Annotated in this window: 14 protein-coding genes; 3 read left to right on the top strand and 11 right to left on the bottom strand. The window is 62.3% G+C overall.

From position 1 onward, the window contains the following. Window positions 1–120 precede the first annotated feature (120 nt). The 3 genes from ACHHTY_RS10080 to ACHHTY_RS10070 are packed head-to-tail and all read right to left on the bottom strand — an operon-like array spanning window position 121 to window position 6,322. Window positions 121–3,102 (bottom strand): ATP-binding protein, encoded by a 2,982-nt coding sequence (locus ACHHTY_RS10080; RefSeq protein WP_395494002.1) that lies wholly within the window; start codon window positions 3,100–3,102, stop codon window positions 121–123. 38 nt (window positions 3,103–3,140) lie between these two features. After that, window positions 3,141–5,495 (bottom strand): nitric oxide reductase activation protein NorD, encoded by a 2,355-nt coding sequence (locus ACHHTY_RS10075; protein ID WP_395494001.1) that lies wholly within the window; start codon window positions 5,493–5,495, stop codon window positions 3,141–3,143. Between the two features lie 14 nt (window positions 5,496–5,509). Beyond that, window positions 5,510–6,322, bottom strand: coding sequence for a CbbQ/NirQ/NorQ/GpvN family protein (locus tag ACHHTY_RS10070; protein ID WP_395494000.1), 813 nt, complete (start codon window positions 6,320–6,322; stop codon window positions 5,510–5,512). A gap of 316 nt (window positions 6,323–6,638) precedes the next feature. Here ACHHTY_RS10070 and ACHHTY_RS10065 point away from each other — a divergent pair, with 316 nt between their 5' ends. Then, the gene (locus ACHHTY_RS10065; protein ID WP_395493999.1) at window positions 6,639–6,947 is read left to right on the top strand and encodes a transcriptional regulator; all 309 of its coding nucleotides are present in this window, start codon (window positions 6,639–6,641) and stop codon (window positions 6,945–6,947) included. Between the two features lie 55 nt (window positions 6,948–7,002). Here the strand turns inward: ACHHTY_RS10065 and ACHHTY_RS10060 are convergent, their stop codons facing one another. The 8 genes from ACHHTY_RS10060 to ACHHTY_RS10025 form a co-directional block, all read right to left on the bottom strand. Further along, window positions 7,003–9,144, bottom strand: a complete 2,142-nt coding sequence (locus ACHHTY_RS10060; RefSeq protein WP_395493998.1) for an HD domain-containing phosphohydrolase — start codon at window positions 9,142–9,144, stop codon at window positions 7,003–7,005. Between the two features lie 170 nt (window positions 9,145–9,314). Next, window positions 9,315–12,392 (bottom strand): PhnD/SsuA/transferrin family substrate-binding protein, encoded by a 3,078-nt coding sequence (locus ACHHTY_RS10055; protein ID WP_395493997.1) that lies wholly within the window; start codon window positions 12,390–12,392, stop codon window positions 9,315–9,317. A 38-nt stretch (window positions 12,393–12,430) separates the two neighbouring features. Next, complete coding sequence (locus ACHHTY_RS10050) at window positions 12,431–13,027, bottom strand: class I SAM-dependent methyltransferase (RefSeq protein WP_395493996.1); 597 nt, start codon at window positions 13,025–13,027, stop codon at window positions 12,431–12,433. Window positions 13,028–13,187: 160 nt separating this feature from the next. Continuing rightward, entirely contained in the window at window positions 13,188–14,375 is a 1,188-nt protein-coding gene (locus ACHHTY_RS10045) for a PQQ-dependent sugar dehydrogenase (RefSeq protein ID WP_395493995.1), read from the bottom strand. Window positions 14,376–14,480: 105 nt separating this feature from the next. Beyond that, window positions 14,481–15,593, bottom strand: coding sequence for an NAD(P)/FAD-dependent oxidoreductase (locus tag ACHHTY_RS10040; RefSeq protein WP_395493994.1), 1,113 nt, complete (start codon window positions 15,591–15,593; stop codon window positions 14,481–14,483). 20 nt (window positions 15,594–15,613) lie between these two features. Next, the gene (locus ACHHTY_RS10035; RefSeq protein ID WP_395493993.1) at window positions 15,614–16,060 is read right to left on the bottom strand and encodes a hypothetical protein; all 447 of its coding nucleotides are present in this window, start codon (window positions 16,058–16,060) and stop codon (window positions 15,614–15,616) included. A gap of 43 nt (window positions 16,061–16,103) precedes the next feature. After that, entirely contained in the window at window positions 16,104–16,445 is a 342-nt protein-coding gene (locus tag ACHHTY_RS10030; RefSeq protein WP_395493992.1) for an HPF/RaiA family ribosome-associated protein, read from the bottom strand. Window positions 16,446–16,618: 173 nt separating this feature from the next. Next, window positions 16,619–17,074 carry a CBS domain-containing protein gene (locus tag ACHHTY_RS10025; protein WP_395493991.1) on the bottom strand — a complete coding sequence of 152 codons (456 nt, stop codon included), beginning with the start codon at window positions 17,072–17,074 and terminating at the stop codon, window positions 16,619–16,621. A gap of 405 nt (window positions 17,075–17,479) precedes the next feature. On the opposite strand from ACHHTY_RS10025, the gene ACHHTY_RS10020 reads away from it, so the two are divergent. After that, window positions 17,480–18,358: a ChaN family lipoprotein gene (locus ACHHTY_RS10020; protein WP_395493990.1), complete on the top strand. Its 879-nt coding sequence runs from the start codon at window positions 17,480–17,482 to the stop codon at window positions 18,356–18,358. Window positions 18,359–18,537: 179 nt separating this feature from the next. Next, a partial coding sequence (locus tag ACHHTY_RS10015) for an ATP-binding protein (RefSeq protein WP_395493989.1) occupies window positions 18,538–19,575 on the top strand: 1,038 nt, incomplete at its 3' end.

Here is a 19,575-nt window from a genome sequence, read left to right as displayed (position 1 = left end):
GACAAAAGCAAATCAAATGAACCTGGTTAATTTTATGGCTGGTAAAATCCATTTGATTCTTTCCTTATTCGTTCCGGTGATAAAACCGGCGGAGTCCAGCCCTGATGACCTCGGGCCGGCTCAGGCCAGTTGCCGATTAACGACCTCCAGCAATTCCTCGATTTCAAACGGTTTGGCCAGGGCCGCCCGAAAGCCGTAATCCTGGAAGTTGGCCATGATTTGATCATTGGAGTAGCCGCTGGTAACGATGACTTTGGCCCCGGGATCCAGGTCCAGGATTTTCCCCACCGCTTCCTGCCCCCCCATCCCGCCCGGGATGGTCATATCCATGATAACCAGATCAATCCGCTTGCCGGCGGCCAGGGCCTCCCGGTAGAGCCGGACCGCCTCAACGCCATCGGCCGCGGTCATAACCTCGTGCCCCATTTTGGCCAGTAAAACCCGGGCCAGGTCGCGGATCATCTCTTCGTCATCCATGACCAGAATTCGCGCTTCCCTGGCCGGAGAAGCGATCCGGGCGGCCTCGGGCCGGGCGGCATCGCCCTGGCGGGCGGCCGGCAGATATACGCTGAAGGTGGCACCATGGCCGGGGCTGGAATCGACCGTAATCCGGCCGTCATGCTTGCTGACGATGGAATGGCAAATGGCCAGCCCCAGGCCGCTGCCCTGCTGCTTGGTCGAATAATAAGGATCAAACAGCCGATCGAGGACATTGGCGGGAATGCCGACCCCGTGGTCTTTAACACTCATCCTGACATAGTCGCCCGGGGCGGGGAGAGCAAGCTTGACCGCCGCGGAGCCGACATTTTCACAGGTCACCTCGATGTTGCCGCCGTCCGGCATAGCCTCGACGGCGTTGAGGATCAGGTTTTGCACCACCTGGCTGATCTGCCCCTTGTCAATGTCCACCAGCCAGAGATCCGCGGGGAAATGATAACGGCAGGCCGATTTGCTGCCCCGCAGGACAAACTCGGCCGAATCCCTGATCACCTCCTCCAGGGAGGCGGTCTCCCGGATCGGCTGGCCGCCCTTGGCAAAGGTGAGCAACTGGCCGGTCAGGTTGCGGGCCCGCTGAGAGGCCTTGACCGCCTCCTCGAGCAGCTCCCGGCTATCCTCCGGCAATTGCCGCTCCCGCAGGGCAAGTTGGAGGTTGCCCGAAATCGCGGTGAGGATATTGTTGAAGTCGTGGGCCAGGCCGCCGGCCAGCACCCCGATCGATTCCAGTTTTTTGACCTTGAGCAATTCCTCTTCGGTCCGCAACTGCTCGGTGATATCCCGGAAGACCAGCACCACCCCGATGATGTTCCCGTTTTTGTCCTTGATCGGCGCCCCGCTGTCGGCGATCTGCCTTTCCCGGCCATCTTGGGCGCGCAGAATTGTCTGTTGTTCCAGGCAGACGAGTTTACCCGAGGAGATCACTTTCTCCACCGGGCTGTCGCAGGGCGCCCCGGTTGCCGCGGTGACGATGGGAAATACTTCCGCCAGGGGGCGGCCAACGGCGGCGGCGCCGCTCCAGCCGGTCAGGGTCTCAGCCACCTGGTTGATTATCACCACCCGCCCGGCAGTGTCGGTGGCAATAACGCCGTCGCCGATGCTGGCCAGGGTCACCGCCAGCCGTTCCCGCTCTTCGGCCAGCTTGATTTCCGCTTGTTTTCTTTCCGAAATATCGGTGGCCACCACCAGCCGGACCACCCGGCCGTCAATCCATTCGATGGCCCGGTCGCGCAGGTAATGCCATTGCCCGGTAACGGTGTTCTCCATCTCCCAGGTATGGATCCCGTCCGGTTGGCTCTTCTCGTCCCGGTCATAGCGTCTGGGACAGAGGAGACAAGGCCCCGGCTGCGCTTTGCGCAGGGTTTGCCAGCAGACTTTACCGGTGACGTCGCCAAACTGCCGGATACCGACCTGGTTGATGAAGAGGATTTCGTAATTATTGAGGTCGGTGACATAGACCAGGGCGTCCAGGCTGTCCATCAGCAGCCGGAAACGGGCTTCACTATCCCGCAAAATGTTCTGACTGCGGGCCAGTTCCGCCGCCATCTCGTGAAAAGCGTTGGCCAGGGCGGCAATTTCACTGGGCATTTTTTCCAGCCGGACCCGGGCTTCAAGGTAACCGGCGGCGAATTTGCGGGTCAGGCCATCCAGTTCGGCGATGGGCGCCACCAGGGTTACGCGGCCCAGGTAGGCGGCAATGCCCAGCGATATCGCCGCGGCCAGGAAGAGCAGCAGCAGATTCCGCAGCAGCACGGCATTGGCCGGCTCAACAATGTGGTCGGCCGGAACTCCGGCCCAAACATAGATATAGGGCTGTTCCGCCGGGGAGAGGCGAATTTGCTCGACGGCGATTATCCGCCGCACCCCGTCCGAGCCCTCCCCGAAGAAGATCTCCGGCGCGCTGGCGGTCCGGGCGATCTCCCAGGAATACTGCCTGATCGGCTGGCCGATGGGGTTGGTTGCATCCCGGGGCGGGTGGTAGAAGAGGCGGATCCCCTGGCGGTCGGTGATCGCCACGAAAGATTTTTCCGGCAGATGAGAAACATCGTAAAGGCGGGCAAAACGATCCAGGGCAATGGAGGTGGAGAGTACCGCCGTGACCTGGCCAGCCGGGCCGAAGACCGGATGGGCAAAGGCCAGGGCCGGCTCGGTGACTCCGATCCGGGCGATGATAAACTCCCCCACCGTGAATTGCTTGTGTTCCAGGGCATCCTGGAAATGTTGGCGGTCGCCCAGATTGGCCGGCACAAAGGCCCCCCCCGCGGCCAGCACCTCGCCCTGGAGATCGGTCAGGACAATATTGAGATACTGGGGGTTTTGCTTCAGCACGGCCGCCAGGATCGCCCGGGCGGCCTGGGGGTTGACTTCGCGGATTTCCGGCAGCAGGGCCAGGGTGGAAAGAATCTGGCGGGCTGAGGCGGTCAGGTCCTTCTGGACCTCCGCCATGTTGCGGGAGATCAGCAGGACATCCTGCTTGGCGTTCGCGATGGACTGGCTCCGCTGTTCGAAGCCGGTATAAAGGACGATGGCCAGGGCGGGCAGCAGGGCAATGATGGTCAAGGTGGCGAGCTTCCTGCTGATTGAATTGCGGTTGAGCATGTTCTTCATTTCAGCCTCGATCAGGCGGTCGGGGAGTTTTGCTCCGCTCAGGTGGTAAGGGAACGATAGATGCCCGGCATCCGCAGGGGCAGCCGTTTCACGTCATCGATAAAACAGTAGTTCACCGCCCCGTACATATGAGGAATGTAGGCCTGGGCTTCCCGGTCGATGGTGATGCAGAAGGGATGGATGCCGGCGGCCTTGGCCTCGATCAGGGCGTGGCGGGTGTCTTCGATGGCGTAGTCACCCTTGTAATCGTCGTAATCCTCCGGTTTGCCGTCCGACAGGGTGATCAGCAGCCGCACCCGGGCCTCGGTATCGGCCAGCAACCTGGTGACATGGCGGATCGGCGGCCCCATCCTGGTATATTCGCGGGGATTGATGGCCGCGATCCGGCCCCGGACCTCGGCGTTGTAGCGCTCGGAGAGGTGTTTGATATGGTAAAATTCCGCCCGCTGGCGCCGCATGCCGGAAAAGCCGTATATGGCATAGCGATCGCCCAGAACCTCCAGGGCCTCACACATCAGGACCAGGGCCTCCTTGATGGCGGTGCCCACCCAGCCCTCGGTGGAGGAGGACATGTCCACCAGAAATACCGCTGCGATATTGCGCTCATCCCGGTCCAGGCGGATAAAAAGCTTCTCGGAAGGAGCCGAGCCGGCCCGGGCATCGGCCAGGGCTTCAATGACCGCGTCGAGGTCGATCTCGTCCCCTTCCCGCTGGCGCTTGAGATAGCGCTGCTGAAGGCGCATCATCTCGAACTGGCGCCGCAGTTGCTGGAGCTGGCCGCGATAGCCGGCCAGGGTGTTCTCGACAAAGTTTCCCTTCACCGGGGCCAGTTCCTTTTCCACCAGTTGACACCAGTTCTTGCGGTAACCGGCCCGGCGATAATCCCATTCATCGTAGACCAGCCGGCCGGTGATGGCCTCGCCCTCGCCTCCTCCAGGACCGGGACCGGCCGCCGGGCCACTGCCGGCCAGGCCGACGGCGGCACTGATGTAGCGCTGGGGGATCCGGCCGAGATCCCGGCGGATTTCCCGGGCCAGGTTTTGCAGGTTTTCCGGCAGTTGGAACTCCCGGCCGCCAATGACCAGATATTGGAGCTCTCCCTGCTCTTGCGGCTCGGCTGGACTCTGTTCTGCCGGATCCTGGCCCGGGGGAATCAGCATGGCCAGACCTTCCTCGCCGACCGGAGCGGCCGGCGCCGCGGGGCCGGCTTCTTCCCGGGCCGGAGCCGGTTTGCCGGCGATTTCCGGCGGCAGAATGGCTCCCAGGGCCTGGATAAACTGCTGCTTAAGCTCCCGCCGCCGCCGTTGCCGGGTGGCCTGGACCGCGGCAGGCTTAAGCGCCCCGATCAGCGGCAGATCCGCGACGCTCTCAAATTGGCCCGGCAGTTGCTCCACGAGCCGGTAGAGGGCGGCAACCAGGGCCAGGCTTGACTCAACTGCGCCACCCTGGGTCGCCAGGGGTGCCAGCAAGCCGGTCGCCTGGTGAAATATCTTCCGCTCAGCAGGCGGCAATTCCCCCTTGAGCCGGCGATCCAGCAGCCATTGGCCCAGGGCTTCCAGCAGCCGCTCTTTACCGGCCAGCCGGGCAAGATCGGGGCGCAGGCGGTGCAACTGTTCACGCACCACGCTGCTGTCCCGCATCAGGCCGGGCAATTGGCCGGTCAGCAGGCTGGAGATCCGCAGGGTTTCGACCAGCCCGAAGAGCGAAAAGGCCAGCTCGGGTTCGGGGAAAAGGGCGCAAAAGTCGGCGGGGAACGGCCCGGACCGCCGGGAGCGGCCATAGCGGCCGGCCAGCTCCCTGACCAGCCGGGACTGGGTCGCCAGGCGGGCGGCAAAGGTGCCGTGGGCGAGCAGACCCCACTGGAGGGTGGCCAGCAGTTTGTAGGCCAGGAAGTTGGCGGCGTTGTCGCGAAAAAGGGTGATTTCCGGGGGGAGAAAGATGGTTTCGCCGTCGGTCCAGGGGGTCGCGGCGGGAGCCAGAGCCAGGTCATGCCCGGCCAGGGCCCGGAGATAGGGAAGCAGCCGGCCGCCGGCCTGGGTCAGGGCCAGACCGTTTTCCCCCCGCAGCCGACAGAGAAAATTGCTCTCCACCTCGGCCATGAACCGGACGGCCTGCTGGAGACCTTCTTTCTCGTAAACGTCGAGCGTGGCGTTGACCCACTCCCCGAGCCGAGGCAGCGGCAGGCAGCTAAGCCCCTTTTCCACCTGGTCGAGGAAGTTGTGGCAAAGCGCGTAGCTCACCGGCCAGATCACCGCCGCCTGGCGCAGAACCTCTTCCCGCACCGGGGCGGGATAAGCCGCCAGGCGTTCGACGTAATCATCCATCCCCCAACGGGCCAGTTCGGCCAGGACCGCCTGGCCGGGGGAAGGGGCCGCTTTTTGCCGCTGTCGCACCGTCAACCTGTCCCTTAAAATACCGAGCTGACGATTTCATCAATGGCCGCCAGCATCTCGGGTTCATCGGTCAGGGTGCCGGTAATGGCCACCCGGCAGGCGGTGCGGAGGGGAATCCCGCTCTTGATCAGTTTGCCGGCATGGATCAGCAACCGGGTGCTGGCCCCCTCCTGGAGGCCGGCATCCTTGAGGCCGCGGGTCATGGTGGCCACCTTGACCAGGGCCCGGGCCGTGGCCTGGTCGAGGCCGGATTCGCGGCTGACGATCTCGGCTTCGAATTCCGGGGCGGGATAGTCGAACTCCAGGGAGACAAAACGCTGGCGGGTGGACTGTTTGAGGTCCTTGAGCACGCTCTGGTAGCCGGGGTTGTAGGAAACGGCCAGCATGAACTCGGGCGGGGCGCTCAGCAGTTCGCCCTTCTTTTCGATGGGCAGCACCCGCCGGTCATCGGCCAGGGGATGGATAACCACGGTGGTATCCTTGCGGGCCTCGACGATCTCGTCCAGGTAGCAGATGGCGCCGGCCCGCAGAGCCAGGGCCAGGGGACCATCCACCCAGAGCGCCTCGCCCCCCTTGATCAGGTAGCGGCCCACCAGGTCGCTGGTGGAAAGATCGTCATGGCAGGAAACCGTGACCAGGGGCCGATCCAGTTCCCAGGCCAGAAACTCCATGAACCGGGTCTTGCCGCAGCCGGTGGGGCCCTTGAGCAGCAAGGGGAGCCGGTTGGCATAGGCCGCCTTGGCGATGGCCACTTCTTCCCCCCGGGGGAGATAATAAGGCTGGGTGGTTATCCGGTGTTCGGCAATTTTTTGCTCTTGTCCGGGCATAAAAAAACCTCCTTTAATATGAGAAGGTAATCCCTCTTGATCTCTGGAACAAAATATTTTTTTGTTTTTTTAACAAAACAAGCCGGCGCGGCAACCGCTGCAATGGAGGCAAATTCTTGTTATAAAAGCATAATCGGCACAAATAAGCCTAACCAAAAAAGATCCCGGCCGGGCAACTCCGTGACAGTCCCGCCCCAGAACGGGGTCAGGCAAGGTAAGCCGACAATCAACTCTTTTCAGCAGCGGTTTGAGAAAAAAACCGCCAGAATGTTAAAATATCCCCACCCGAACCCTGAATACCGAGGAAACCGCGCCCTTGCAAATTCGCGATCGTCCCGCCCAAACCGCAACCTTGCGCCGCCAGATGCTGGAGCTGCTGAGCGGCGCTACCCTGACGGCCAAGGAACTATCCGGCCTGCTGGCCCTGCCCGAGCGGGAGGTATACGGTCACCTGGAACACCTGCGGCGCAGCCTGCAGGGCTCGGGCCGGGACCTCGCCATCATCCCCGCCCGTTGCCTGAAGTGCGATTTTGAATTCAGCAACAGGCAGCGGCTCAAAAAACCGGGCCGCTGCCCCCGCTGCCGGGCCAGCCATATCTCGGAGCCGCTTTTTACCATCGGCTGAAGCGCCGCCGCCGGCTCTCCCCGGCTCCCGGCCGTATTCAGCCGTTGCAGGCGAGTCACTCCCGGTCGTAAACGCCGGCGGGCTTGGACCACGCGAAGCGCTTTTCCTTGAACAGGCGGAGACAGGCCGCGACCACGGCCGGGTCGTAGCAGGTATTTTGATGCTGGGCGATCTCCTCCAGCGCTTTCTCCAACTGCCGGGCCGGACGGTAGGGCCGGAAATTGGTGATCGCTTCCACCACGTCGGCCACCGCGATAATCCGGGCTTCCGGGATAATCTCATCCTCCCGCATCCCCTTGGGGTAGCCTGACCCGTCCAGGCGTTCATGGTGCTGGACCACCATTTCGGCCACCGGCCAGGGAAAATCGACCCCGCTGATAATCTCATAGCCCACCTCGGGATGGGTACGGATAAAATTGAACTCCATCTCGTCGAGCTTGCCGGGCCGGTTGAGCAGTTCGGCCGGCACATAGATTTTGCCGATGTCGTGAATCATCGCCCCCAGGCGCAAACCTTCGATGCGCTTCTCGGGCAGTCCCATCTCCCGGGCGATGGCCACCGCCAGTTCCGCCACCCGCTGCTGGTGACCGGCGGTGTAGGGATCGCGCTTTTCAATGGTGGTGGCAATGGCCTGGATGGTCTGGACCAGGCTGCGCTGCAGCCGCTCGGTCAACTGCTGCCGTTGCTGTTCGGCCTCCTTGCGTTTGGAAATATCGAGGATGCTGGCCCGGCATTCCACCACCTGATCCTCTGCGTCGAAAACCGGCTCAGCGGTGAGGCTGATCCAGAGAGTTTCCCCGTTATGGCGCCGGATCTGCAGTTCCTGGTCCTTGAACTGGGCACCCTCGCTGAAAAGGCCAAACAGGGACTTGATCCGGGCCAGGCCGAACTCGCCGGCCGGAAAAAGCTCGAACAGGGTGGACGCGACCAGTTCGGCCCGGCTGTAACCCAGCATCTGCAGGGCCGCCTCGTTGGCCTGGATAATCATGCCGTCGCTCTGGCGCACCGAAAGATAGCCGGCCGGGGCATGGTCGAACAACTCCTGGTAACGGGTTTCGCTGGCCGCCAGGTCGTGGATGGCCTTTTCCAGCTCGGCGGTCCGTTCCCGCACCCGCACTTCGAGATGGTCCCGCGCCTCCCTCAGGGCCGTTTCCGACTGCCGCAAGGCCCCGGTCCGTTCCTCGACCCGCTCTTCCAGTTCCTGGTTGTAGCGGCGCAACTGCTCCTTTTTCTGGCGCAGGTCTGCGGCCATCTTGAAGGCCGCCGCAGTCAATTCGGCCAGCTCATTCTTCTGGTGAAAAACCCGGCCCGGCTTGGCCAGCTCGGCCAGGTAATAAGGCCTTTTCTCCTGGGGAGGCTCTTCCTGATCCCGAAATATTTCCAGCAGCCCGCGCAGGTTGATCACCACCGTGCGGTGAAAGAAGAAACTCAGGGCCAGGAACACCAGCGCCAGGCCGATGAAGAGCACCAGGAAAATCGATATCGCCTTTTCCCGGGCCTCGACCAGGGTTGCCGCCACCGGCACCCCCACGGTCACCAAAGCCGAGAGTTCCCCGGCCGTTCGACCGAAACCCAAACGGTCGCCGTAGATCGCGACCAGGCTGGGCGGCGCATCCTCGGGCCGGCCATGGCAGAGCAGGCATTCCTCCTCGAAGAAAACGGGCCGAAACCGCTTGAATTTGTCCTTGCCCTCAATCTTCAGCAGGCCCCGCCATTCAGCCTCGTCGGGATGCTCAGCGAAAAAACCGATCATCCGCTTCTCCAGTTCATCGGCTTCATAGCTGGGATTGCGGGCATTAAGCGCCACCCGGCGATAGTCATACTCCCCCACCAGGGGAGCAAAACGCTCCATCACCGCCCGGCCCACATAGGAGGTCGACATGGCCTCGGGGAGAAAATAATCCTGGCCGAACTGGCGATACATGGCCGGCCGCAACTCTTCCCGGACATAGGCCCGGCTGGCCTCCACCGCCGCCATTACCAGTTCCGACTGCTCGAAAGCTCTTTCAAAGAGCTGCCTTTTTTCGGCCTGATAAATGACCAGCGCCGTCACCAGGCAATTCAGCAGCAGGATCAGGCCGGTGACCAGGAAAAACTTGGCCTGGACGCTCAGGGAATTGGGCAGCAGCCGACGAAGCCGGCTCGACTTGCCCCGGTCTTTTTCCGGCTCCTGGCCGACACCGCGTTTGTCATTCATCGCCGGCTCCTAGGCCCCCTCCCCTGATTGCCCACCCGGCGGAGCGAGGTAACCAGGGCAAAGCGGCGAATGGCGCAATTCTTGCGACAGCATGGGATTCCCGGGACCCCGGCAGCGGGGCGGGACGGTAATGGCTGCGGACCGGTGGCGGCTGGCCGCGCTGCGCCATCTCAGCTCTCTGAATCGATTTCCCCGGGCTTGATAATACACCAGGCCCCGGGCCACTGGAACCGGTGCTGATTGAAGAGGCGCAGACAGGCATCCACCGCGTTGGCGTCGAAGTGGCTGTTTTTTTGCTGCTCGATCTCCTCGATGGCTTTGTCCAGCCGCAGGGCCGGACGATAGGGCCGGTGATTGGTGATCGCTTCCACCACGTCGGCCACCGCGATGATCCGGGCCTCGAGGATGATCTCATCTCCCTGCAAACCCTTGGGGTAGCCGGACCCGTCCAGGCGCTCATGGTGCTGGAGGACCATTTCGGCCACCGGCCAGGGGAAATCCACCCCGCTCATGATCTCGTAGCCCACTTCGGGATGGGTCCGCATGAAATCGAATTCCAGGGCCCCCAGTTCACCGGGCCGGTTGAGCAGTTCGGCCGGTATATAGATTTTGCCGATGTCGTGAATCATCGCCCCCAGGCGCAAACCTTCGATGCGCTTCTCGGGCAGTCCCATCTCCCGGGCGATGGCCACCGCCAGTTCCGCCACCCGCTGCTGGTGGCCGGCGGTGTAGGGATCGCGCTTTTCAATGGTGGTGGCAATGGCCTGGATGGTCTGGACCAGGCTGCGCTGCAGCCGCTCGGTCAACTGGCGCCGCTCCTGTTCGGCCTCCTTGCGTTTGGAAATATCGAGGATACTGGCCCGCCACTCCACCACCTGGCCCTCTCCATCCTGGACCTGCTCGGCGGTGAGGCTGATCCAGATGGTTTTCCCGTTATGGCGCCGCATCAGCAGTTCCTGGTCCTTGAGCCGCAGCCCCTCGCCGAGCAGGCGGAACAGGGTCTTGGCCCGGGCCAGGCCAAATTCGTCGGGGGTGAAGAGACTGAACAGCGGGGTTTTGACCAGTTCGTCCCGGCTGTAGCCCAGCATCTTGACTGCCGCTTCGTTGACCTTGAGAATGGTGCCGTCGCTCTGACGAACCAGGAGGTAGCCGGCCGGCGCGTGTTCAAACAGCTCCTGGAAGCGGGCCTCGCTGGCCGCCAGCTCATGGACCGCCATTTCCCGTTCGGCGCGAATGCGCAACATATGGATGCCGAAGGCGAGATCCTCGGCCAGCTCGCTGAGCAGCACCACCTCGTGGGTATCGAAGGCATCGGGTTCGGCGGCGTAGATGGTCATGGCCCCGAAGAGTTCATCACCATCGGCCAGCGGCAGGGAGATAACCGAGGCGTAACCCCGGGCGACGGCCTGTTCGCACCAGGGCGCGAAATCGGGATCGGTCTGCAGATCCCGGCAGGTCACCGGCTGGCGCCGGCGAATGGCGGCCCCGGTCGGCCCCCGGCCATGGGGAGCGTCGGCCCAGGTGGTCGGGATGGCCTCGAGAAAGCCCTCTTCGTGGCCGACATGGGTCACCGGCCGGATGCTCCGGGCCTCGTCATCTTCCACGTAGCCGACCCAGGCCATCTGGTAGCCGCCGGTTTCCACCAGAATCCGGCAGACTTCGTTGAGCAGTTGGCTTTCATCGGTGGCCCGGACCAGGACTTCATTGCCCCGGCTGATGGTGCGCAGAGCCCGGTTGAGCCTTTGCAACTCCCGGGCCGAGCGGCGCAACTCGGTCAGGTCCTCGATGATGTGAATGGCATGCCGATAACTCCCGTCGGCCCGGCGAATCCCGAAGGAGCGGGAAATCAGGATCTGGCCGTCCGGCAGCACCACCTCCTCCCCCTGCTTGTGGGGCAGCTCTTCCGGAAAAGAGAGGCAGGATTCCAGCGGTTCGGCCTGTTTGGGAAACACCTCGTAATAAAGGCGGCCGATCAGCTCCTCCCGCGGCAGACCCGCCTGCTTGACATAGGCCGGATTGACCTGGACGATGCGCAAGTTGCGGTCATGAATAAAGATCGGATTCTGAATGGCATCAAAAGCGTCGTTCCAGTCCCGGTGAGCCATTTCAATCCGGCGCCGGCTCTCTTCCAATTCGATATTGGCCTTTTGCAGCTCGGCGGTCCGCTCCTTAACCCGCACTTCGAGGCTGTCCCGGGCCTCCCGCAGGGCCTGGTCCGAACGTTGCAGTTCCAGGTTCAAGCGTCGGAACCAGATGGTGGAAAAAGCCAGGAAGAGCAGCAGGCCGGCGGTCAGGAGCAGTAACTGCCAGTACTGGGCGATGACCTGGCGCAGGGTGACCAACCCGAACTCCTCATAGGGGCCGATCCGCAGTTCCCGCATCATTTCATGGACGGGCTCATAATTGAGGGGGCCGGTCCAGCCGATGTATTCGCCGATCATGGCGGCAGGATGATCGGCCTCGATTTCCAGCAGGGCCATGGCCACCCGGTCGCTCAAATCTTCCGAGGTTTTGCGGGCTTTGGCCAGGGCCCATTCGGGATAGAGACGGGTACTGACCCACAAGGGGAACTCCGGGTATTCGAGGGGATTGATGACTTTTAGTTCACGGGGAGCAATCAGGCCTAAGGAGAGCATCCGCTCCAAGGTATCGGTGCGCACGCTGCCGGCGTCGGTCCAGCCGGCCCGCACCGCGTAGACCACCCCCTCGTGGGTGCCGACAAAGCTCAACGGCTTGAAATCGTCATAGGGGTCTATACCAGCCTGGTGCAGTTCGCGCCAGACGGTCAAGAACCCGCCCATGGAAGTACGGTCGACGGCAGCGAAGGAATGACCCGGCAAATCCTTAAGGGCCTGGATGGTGGGATGGTTCTGGCGGGTGATAATCACCCCGCCGAACTTGGTGAACCCCTGGTCGCGGTAGCGATTCACCAGGGTCAGGATCCGACTGGTGCCGAAACGGTATTCCAGTTCAACATAGGTATTTGAATTGACGATAAAAAAATCTACCTCGTCAGCCGCAGCGGCAGGAAATACGTCGGCCCAGTCCAGGGATTGAATCCGGAAACGGTAGCCGGGAATTTTTTCGCTCAGATAAGCGGCGGTGGGAGCCCAGCGCTCATAGGAGGTAGCTTCACCCCGGTGGGCCAGGGCGCCGATCACCACTTCCCGGTCGTCGGCCGTGGCCGGAATCGGCGGGCAAAGCAGCAAAAGCAGCAGAATCAGGGGGCGCAGCAACAAAAGCAGCATTAATTTCCCCTGGTCCCAAAAGGTAACGGGACCCTCAACTATTTATGGTCGGGCCGCAAACGGGCCGCAAAGCGCCGCATAACCCCCCGGGCCGCCCGACCGGCTTCCTCGATCCGGAAGCCGGCCTGTTCCACGGTGCTTTCGGTGGCCCGGTTGGGATGACAGCCGCCGGCCACTTTGGTCCAGGCGGGCTGAATTAGATCCTGCAGGGCCGCCCAGCGGGGCTGAGGGTGGCGGACATGCTCAAGCATCCGCAATTCGCCGCCGGGCCGCAACACCCGGCGGATCTCGGCCAAGCCCCGCTCGGGGTCGGCGACGCTGCAGAAGACCAGGCTGCTGACCACGCTGTCGAAGGTTCCGGGCCGAAACGGCAAGGCCTCGACCCGGGCGGCCAGCAGGGGTACCCGGGGGGCCCGGCGCCGGGCATAACGGAGGGCCGCTGGATCGGGGTCGATGCCGATCACCGCGAGCCCGGCCGGATAAAGGGGCAGGTTGCGGCCGGTGCCGCAACCCACCTCCAGGGTCCGTCCCGCGGCCCCGCCCACCAGTCGGCGCCGCCAGCGGGCCAGGCCGCAGGCATCGCTGACCGCCATCAGGGCGTCATAGAGCCAGGGAATCTGTTCTATCCCGCGCATAATGCAAAGACAACGAGATCTCGATTGCGGCGCCGCCAAGGCGTCATTTTTATTCACCTTACTTAATAATATTTATCTATACCATATTCATTTTGAGCCATACTTAAAAGTGTCTGCCCAAAAATAATCCCCGGCGGGCCGTGCCGGGCCGGCGCCCCGGTTAACTGGGCTCGAGGCGGTAAATAACGCCGCGCAGGTAATCGGCCAGGTAAAGTTCGCCGGCTTCGTCTTCCCCGAAGGTGGAAATGCGGAAGTCGGTTTCGGCGAGCAGCTCCGCCTCCCAGTCGGCGGCGGCCCGGCGCAAGCGCCAGAGCCGGCCGCTGCAGAAGTCGCCGAAAATATAATCACCCGCCAGGCCGGCAATGGCCGCCCCGCGATAGACGTAGCCCCCGGTCACTGAACAGCCAAGGTTGTGGCCGTAAACAAAGATCGGGGCCGCATAGGCGGACGGGGGTGCGCAGCCGGTCGCGGGGCTGAAGCAGTCATGACCTTCGAGAATATTCCAGCCGTAATTGGCGCCGCCCGCGGCGGCCCCGGATTGGAAGTTGATCTCCTCCCAGGTGTTCTGGCCGACATCGGCCAGGAAAAGATCGCCGTTGAGCCGGTCGAAGGAAAAGCGCCAGGGGTTGCGCAGCCCGCTGGCCCAGATTTCGTCGCGGGCGTTGGAGTTATCCACATAGGGGTTGTCAGGGGGAATCCGGTAAGGCACTTCGCCGTTTTCGACATCAAGGCGCAAGATACTGCCCAGCAGGGTGGCCAGATTCTGGCCATCGCCCTGGGGATCGCCGCCGCTGCCCCCGTCGCCCAGAGCAACATAGAGCATGCCGTCCGGGCCGAAGGCGAGCTGGCCGCCGTTGTGGTTGGCAAAGGGCTGCTCCACCTCCAGGACTACCTCTTCTTCCCCGGCCAGGGCCAGGTCGGAGTCAGCGGGGGACACCAAAAAGCGGCTCACCACCGTGGCCCCGTCGCCGGCCCGAGTGTAGTTGACGTAAAAATAACCCTTGGCGGCAAAGTCGGGGGGAAAGGCCAGGCCCAGCAAACCGCGCTCGCCGCCGACGACCAGCCGTTCGGAGATGTCCAGGAAAGGCTCAGCCAGCAGCTCTCCGGCCCGGACAATCGGGATGGTCCCGGGCTGTTCGACCAGAAAGAGCCGGCCGCTGCCATCCCCGGCGTGGGTAATCACCGTCGGGGAGCGGAGCCCGCTCGCCACCTGGCTGAAAGCCAGGGTCAAATCCGCCGGCGCCACCGGCGGGGGGGGTTCCATGGTGCTGCCACCCCCGCCGCCGCTGCAGGCGCCGGCAAAGGCCGGCAACATAGCCAAGACCAAAATCAGCAGACTTCGTTTCATGTTCCTCCCTTCGGGAAACAGGATCGGTTGCGATGGCTTACCCTGACGAAAATCTGGCTGAATACCCCATTTTTTCTCCACTAATTTAAATACATGATTGCCGAGCTACAGGGCCTGGAAACGCCGCATGAAGCGGCGGTCGATGTAATCCTTGATCCAAAAAGCCGGCCGGCCGCCGAAAACCAGCCCGCGCTTACAGAAGATGCCGGTGTCATCCCCCAGGTTATAGATCAGCAGATAGTCGCCGCCCGGCTCAAAGGTCCGCAGCGCCCCGCCTTCCAGGGCCGCCAGCAGGTTGTGGCGCAGAACCGGATTCTGGCGCACCGCGTAAACCCCGACCTTGTCCAGCGGCCGGGGAGCGAAATGGATGCAGTCGCCGCCGCCGAAAATTTCCGGATGGGCCGGACTTTGCAGGTATTCATTGACCAGCAGTCCCCCGTCGGGCCCCACCGGCAGGCCGGAGTCGGCAAAGAGGGCGGCGGGCTTGATCCCCAGGGCCAGGAAAACAAAGTCGGCCGGGTAATCGGCGGCGGCATCCAGCCGCACCTTGCCATCTCGAATTTCCCGGACATGGACGGCCTCGATAATCTCGATGCCCCGGCTGGTCAGCGAAGCGGAGGCCCGCCGGCGGACCGGCTTCGGCACCCGTCCCAGAAGCCGGGTACCGGCAAAAATCCGGATGGCCGGCTGGTCAGCCCCGGCATCCCGCAGCAGGCGCCAGGCGTTGCCGGCTATTTCCACCGCCGAAGGGCCGCCGCCGACCACGGCGACCCTGGGTCGTCCGGCCTTGGCAAGCTCGAGGAGTTGTCGCCGGGCGACCAGCAACTCCTCGATGGGTTTGACGGTAAAAACCGGGCCACCGGACCCGGCAACCGGGACCACCAAGGGAACAAAACTGCCGGCATTGCAGGAAAGAACATCGTAAGGGAGACTGGCGCCATCCTCCAGGTGGACGGTTTTCGCCAGTGGATTGATCCGTACCACCCGGCCGAGGACAAAAAACCCGCCCCGCTCTTCCACCTGCCGCTTGGTGGCAAAACGGATATCTTCCGGCTGGTAGGTGCCGGCCAGCATCCCCGGCCCCATGCCGGAATAGTAATGGTAGGGCGAAGGCGCCACCACGGTCACCGCGTGGCCGCGGCCGATAAAATCCGGCAAGGCGGCCAGGGTTTCCATATGGGCATGGCCGCCGCCGATGAGTACGAGCTGTTTAGCCATTGATTACGTCCCAGGGGTATTCAGTAAGTATTGGGATCTTCCGCGGGCAGCGCGCCCTCATCGAAGGGCATGACCCCCAGTTGCCGCATGATCCCCTCCAGGTCCTGGAGAAACTCGTCCTCATCAATGCCCTCGGTATCATCATCGAGAGCCCGCTCAACCAGCAGGTCAAAGTCTTCGAAATCAAAGGCTCCATCCAGCACCCCGGTCCGGACCAGAATCTGGTAAACCGTGAGGTCGTCGTTGAGATTGTCGTCGGCGCGCACCTCGAGGGCGTCGCCCAAATCATGGGCGGCCAGGTACCACTGGAAAGCCGAACTGAGGGCATCGGCCAGGGTGGCGATCCCGGCCGCGGTCTTGCCCTGCCGCAAGCGGCGCCGGCCGCTGCGGATATGAAGCCGGGTCCGAAAAAGAGGCCCCTCGACGGGGCCCAGTTCCTTCTCGTCCATCAAACCAAAATGGGGCATAGCTTGCTCCGGTAGTTGCAAGTTATCTCAAGCGGCGGGAGACTCAATGGGACTTGACCTCGCCCCGCTCGACCCGGGCGATTTCCTCGAGCCGGCGGCCGGCGGCGTCGAAGGCGTCGCGGATGGCGACATAAATATCCTCATGGGCCTGGTCCTGGGGGTGATGCTGGGTAATGGCCAGCTCCTTGCCCGGCACCTTGATGTCGAGCCGCACCTGATAAAGATTGCCCGAGCGTTTATGGGTATGAGGGGCCTCCACCACCACCCGGCAACTCATGATGTGGTCATGGTAGCGTTCGAGCTTTTGGGCCCGCTCACGAATCCTGGCCTCGACCGCGGGCGAGGAATCCATATGACGAAAAGTAATTTCCAGGGGTATCTGCATGAAGCCCTCCTCTACCCAATCATTAAAGCCGGCCCGCTCAATGCAAAATGAGGCCCTACCGCCAACAACCGTAATCGTACAGCAGGGCCGCAGGTTGCGGCAAGCGGGTCGGCGCCGCATAGTCGGCTATTCAAGCCGGCCCGATCGCCGCAAGATGCGGCCCTGCTGTACGATTACACGGCTGGCCTGTTTTGGCGCTCCAACTCCAGCTCGTGGCGGATCAGGTCGGTCAGTTTGCCGGCCTGCTCGGCGAGCAGTTCCAGCAGATCGTCAACGGTAATGATCCCTTCCAGAACCCCGATATCGTTGACCACCGGCGCCCGCCTGACCCCCCGGGCCCGCATGCGCCCGATGACCTGCAACAGATCCTCGCTTTCACGGACCGTGAACAGGTCGGGCCCCATCACATCCCCCACCGTCAGCAGGGCGGGATCGACATCCCGGGCCATGATTTCCACCACCAGATCGCGATCGGTCACGATTCCCACCGGCATCCGGCTGTTCTCATGCACATCCACCACCACGACGTTGCCGACATGGAAGTTGCGCATCAAGCGGGCTGCTTCGCGGACCGGACACTGGCGATCGACCACCACCACTTCGCGGTTGCAAAACTCTCTGATCGGCATCGGCCCCCCTCCCTTAAGGACACAATTTTTAATGAAACGATAAGAAGATTATCTTGAATTAACCTTGATGGTGTCAACCTAAATCCCGCCGGGTGTCAGGTGGGCTCATGGGCGGGTCCCACGGTCGGTCCAGCTTGGGTTTCCTTCAACAAGGGCGATTGCGGAATGTTTATAACCACAGAGGACACAGAGGACACAGCGGGCTCAGAGGTTCCAAGGAAGGTGGAGGCCGGCAAACCGGCCGGGGGAAAGTTGGGGTCTCGCTACCAGTAGTCTCGCCGGTTTAAATTAACCACAGAGGGCTCAGAGAGCACAGAGATGATAATGGCAGCCTCTTGCCGAATGGGCCGATTTAAGGTTTTATGAGAACTTAACAATAAACTCCAGCCCGCAAAGGATCCCCCGATGAAACGTCTGCTACCCGCCCTGATTCTTTTCCTGTCCCTGGCCTGGATTGCCAACGCCTGGAGCCATCCCCACATAATCGAGCTGGCCGCAGGGGAAGAAATTGCCCCGGCCGACCTGGTGGCCGAACTGCTGCAGACGCGGGTGATTTTCCTCGGTGAAGTCCATGACCACCAAGGCCATCACCGGATGCAGCTTGAAATCATTCGGGCCCTGCATGAACAGGGAGCTCCGCTGGTGGTGGGCCTGGAGATGTTCCGCCACGACTACCAGGAAGCCCTGGATGGCTGGGTAGCCAGGCAAATTGAGGAAGAAAACTTTATCCCGATCTATCAGCGCAACTGGAGCCGCTGGCGGCTCTACCGGCCGATTTTCGTTTACGCCCGCGAGCAGAACATCCCCCTGGTGGGGCTCAATATCAGCCGGGTGATCACCCGCCAGGTGGCCCGCGAAGGTTTCGCCAGCCTCAGCCCCGAACAACTGGCTGAACTCGAGCTGGAGGGTTTCGCCTGCACCATCGACCCCGCCTACGAAGAGTTCATCCGCCGGGCCCTGGGCGGCGAGGCCCATGAAGGCATCACCGACTTCGGCCACTTCTGCCAGGCCCAACTGCTCTGGGATCGGGTCATGGCCAACCAACTGGCCAAATTTCTCCAGGACCATCCCGACCATCAAATCGTGGTCCTGGCCGGCAACGGCCATTCCTGGCGCCACGGCATTCCCGCCCAACTCAAATCCCTGGGCCGGGAAGTCCCCTACCGGGTACTGCTGCCGGAAAGCGCCGGCCGGATCGACCTGACCACCGCCACCCCGGCCGACGCCGACTACCTCTGGCTCGATTTCGGCCCGGAGGGCTGGCTGCTGGAACCGAATTACTGATTGAGCGGGTTGGCGGCCGATCCCTTCCCCTCCATTACTCACTCAACTTTCACCCAACAGAAGAAAAAGCGGGCAGCCCCCTTTTTGGCACCAAACAAAGGTCTTGACCAGGGCATGCCCGGTCAATTATCATGCAGATCAGGAATTAAATTCCGAATTTGCATGATAGTGAGCAAAAAATGATACCAAGAACAGCCGCAGCACTGGCCCGGGAGTTGGCCGGGCAATTCAAGGTGGTGGCCATCATCGGCCCCCGGCAATCGGGCAAGACCACCATGGCTCGAGCGGTGTTTTCCTCCCTGCCCTATGTCAGCCTGGAAGCCCCGGACGAGCGGGATCTCGCCCAAGCCGATCCCAGGGGATTTCTGGCTCGCTTTCCTGCGGGCGGGGTCATCGACGAAGCTCAACGCTGCCCGGATATTTTCTCTTATATTCAGGGCATTGTTGATGCGAAGAAACAGCCGGGTCAATTTATTCTTACCGGCTCCCAGCATTTCGGACTGATGCAGGGGCTGACCCAGTCCCTGGCCGGCCGGATCGGCTTTGTGCAGTTGTTGCCGTTTTCTGCCGGCGAACTGGCCGCCGCCGGCTTGCTGGCCGCCGAACGGGAAACCTCCCTGTTGCGGGGGGGCTATCCACCCATTTACGATCAACCGGTCGATCCGGCCCGCTGGCTGGACGCCTACATCACCACCTATGTGGAGCGAGACGTCCGCCAACTCCTGAATGTCCGTGACCTCGGGGCATTCCAGCTTTTCACCCGGCTTTGCGCCGGATCCACCGGCCAATTGCTGAATCTGTCGCGAATCGGAACCGAAGTCGGAATCGACCAGAAAACGGCCCGCGCCTGGCTCGGGGTCCTGGAGAGCAGCTTCATTGTTTTCCGCTTGCAGCCCCACTGGCAAAATTTTCGCAAACGCATTACCAAGGCTCCCAAGCTATATTTTTACGACAGCGGATTGGCGGCCAGACTGCTGGGGATCGAGGAAGAACGGCAACTGCTTACCCATCCGCTCAAAGGAGCCCTCTTTGAAACCTGGGTAGTGGCCGAATTACTGAAAAACCTGGCCAACCGGGGCCGGAAAAACAATCTTTATTTCTGGCGCAGCCACGATGGTCACGAGATTGACATCCTGGCCGAGAAGGGAACCGGGTTGCTCCCGCTGGAAATCAAATCCGGGGCGACCCTGGTGGATGAATGGTTCAAGCCTTTGGAG

This window comes from Desulfurivibrio nitratireducens, assembly GCF_044068515.1.
Classification (GTDB): Bacteria; Desulfobacterota; Desulfobulbia; order Desulfobulbales; family Desulfurivibrionaceae; genus Desulfurivibrio.
The sequence above is the reverse complement of the archived record's forward strand: the minus strand, read 5'-3'. Positions and strand labels throughout refer to the sequence as shown.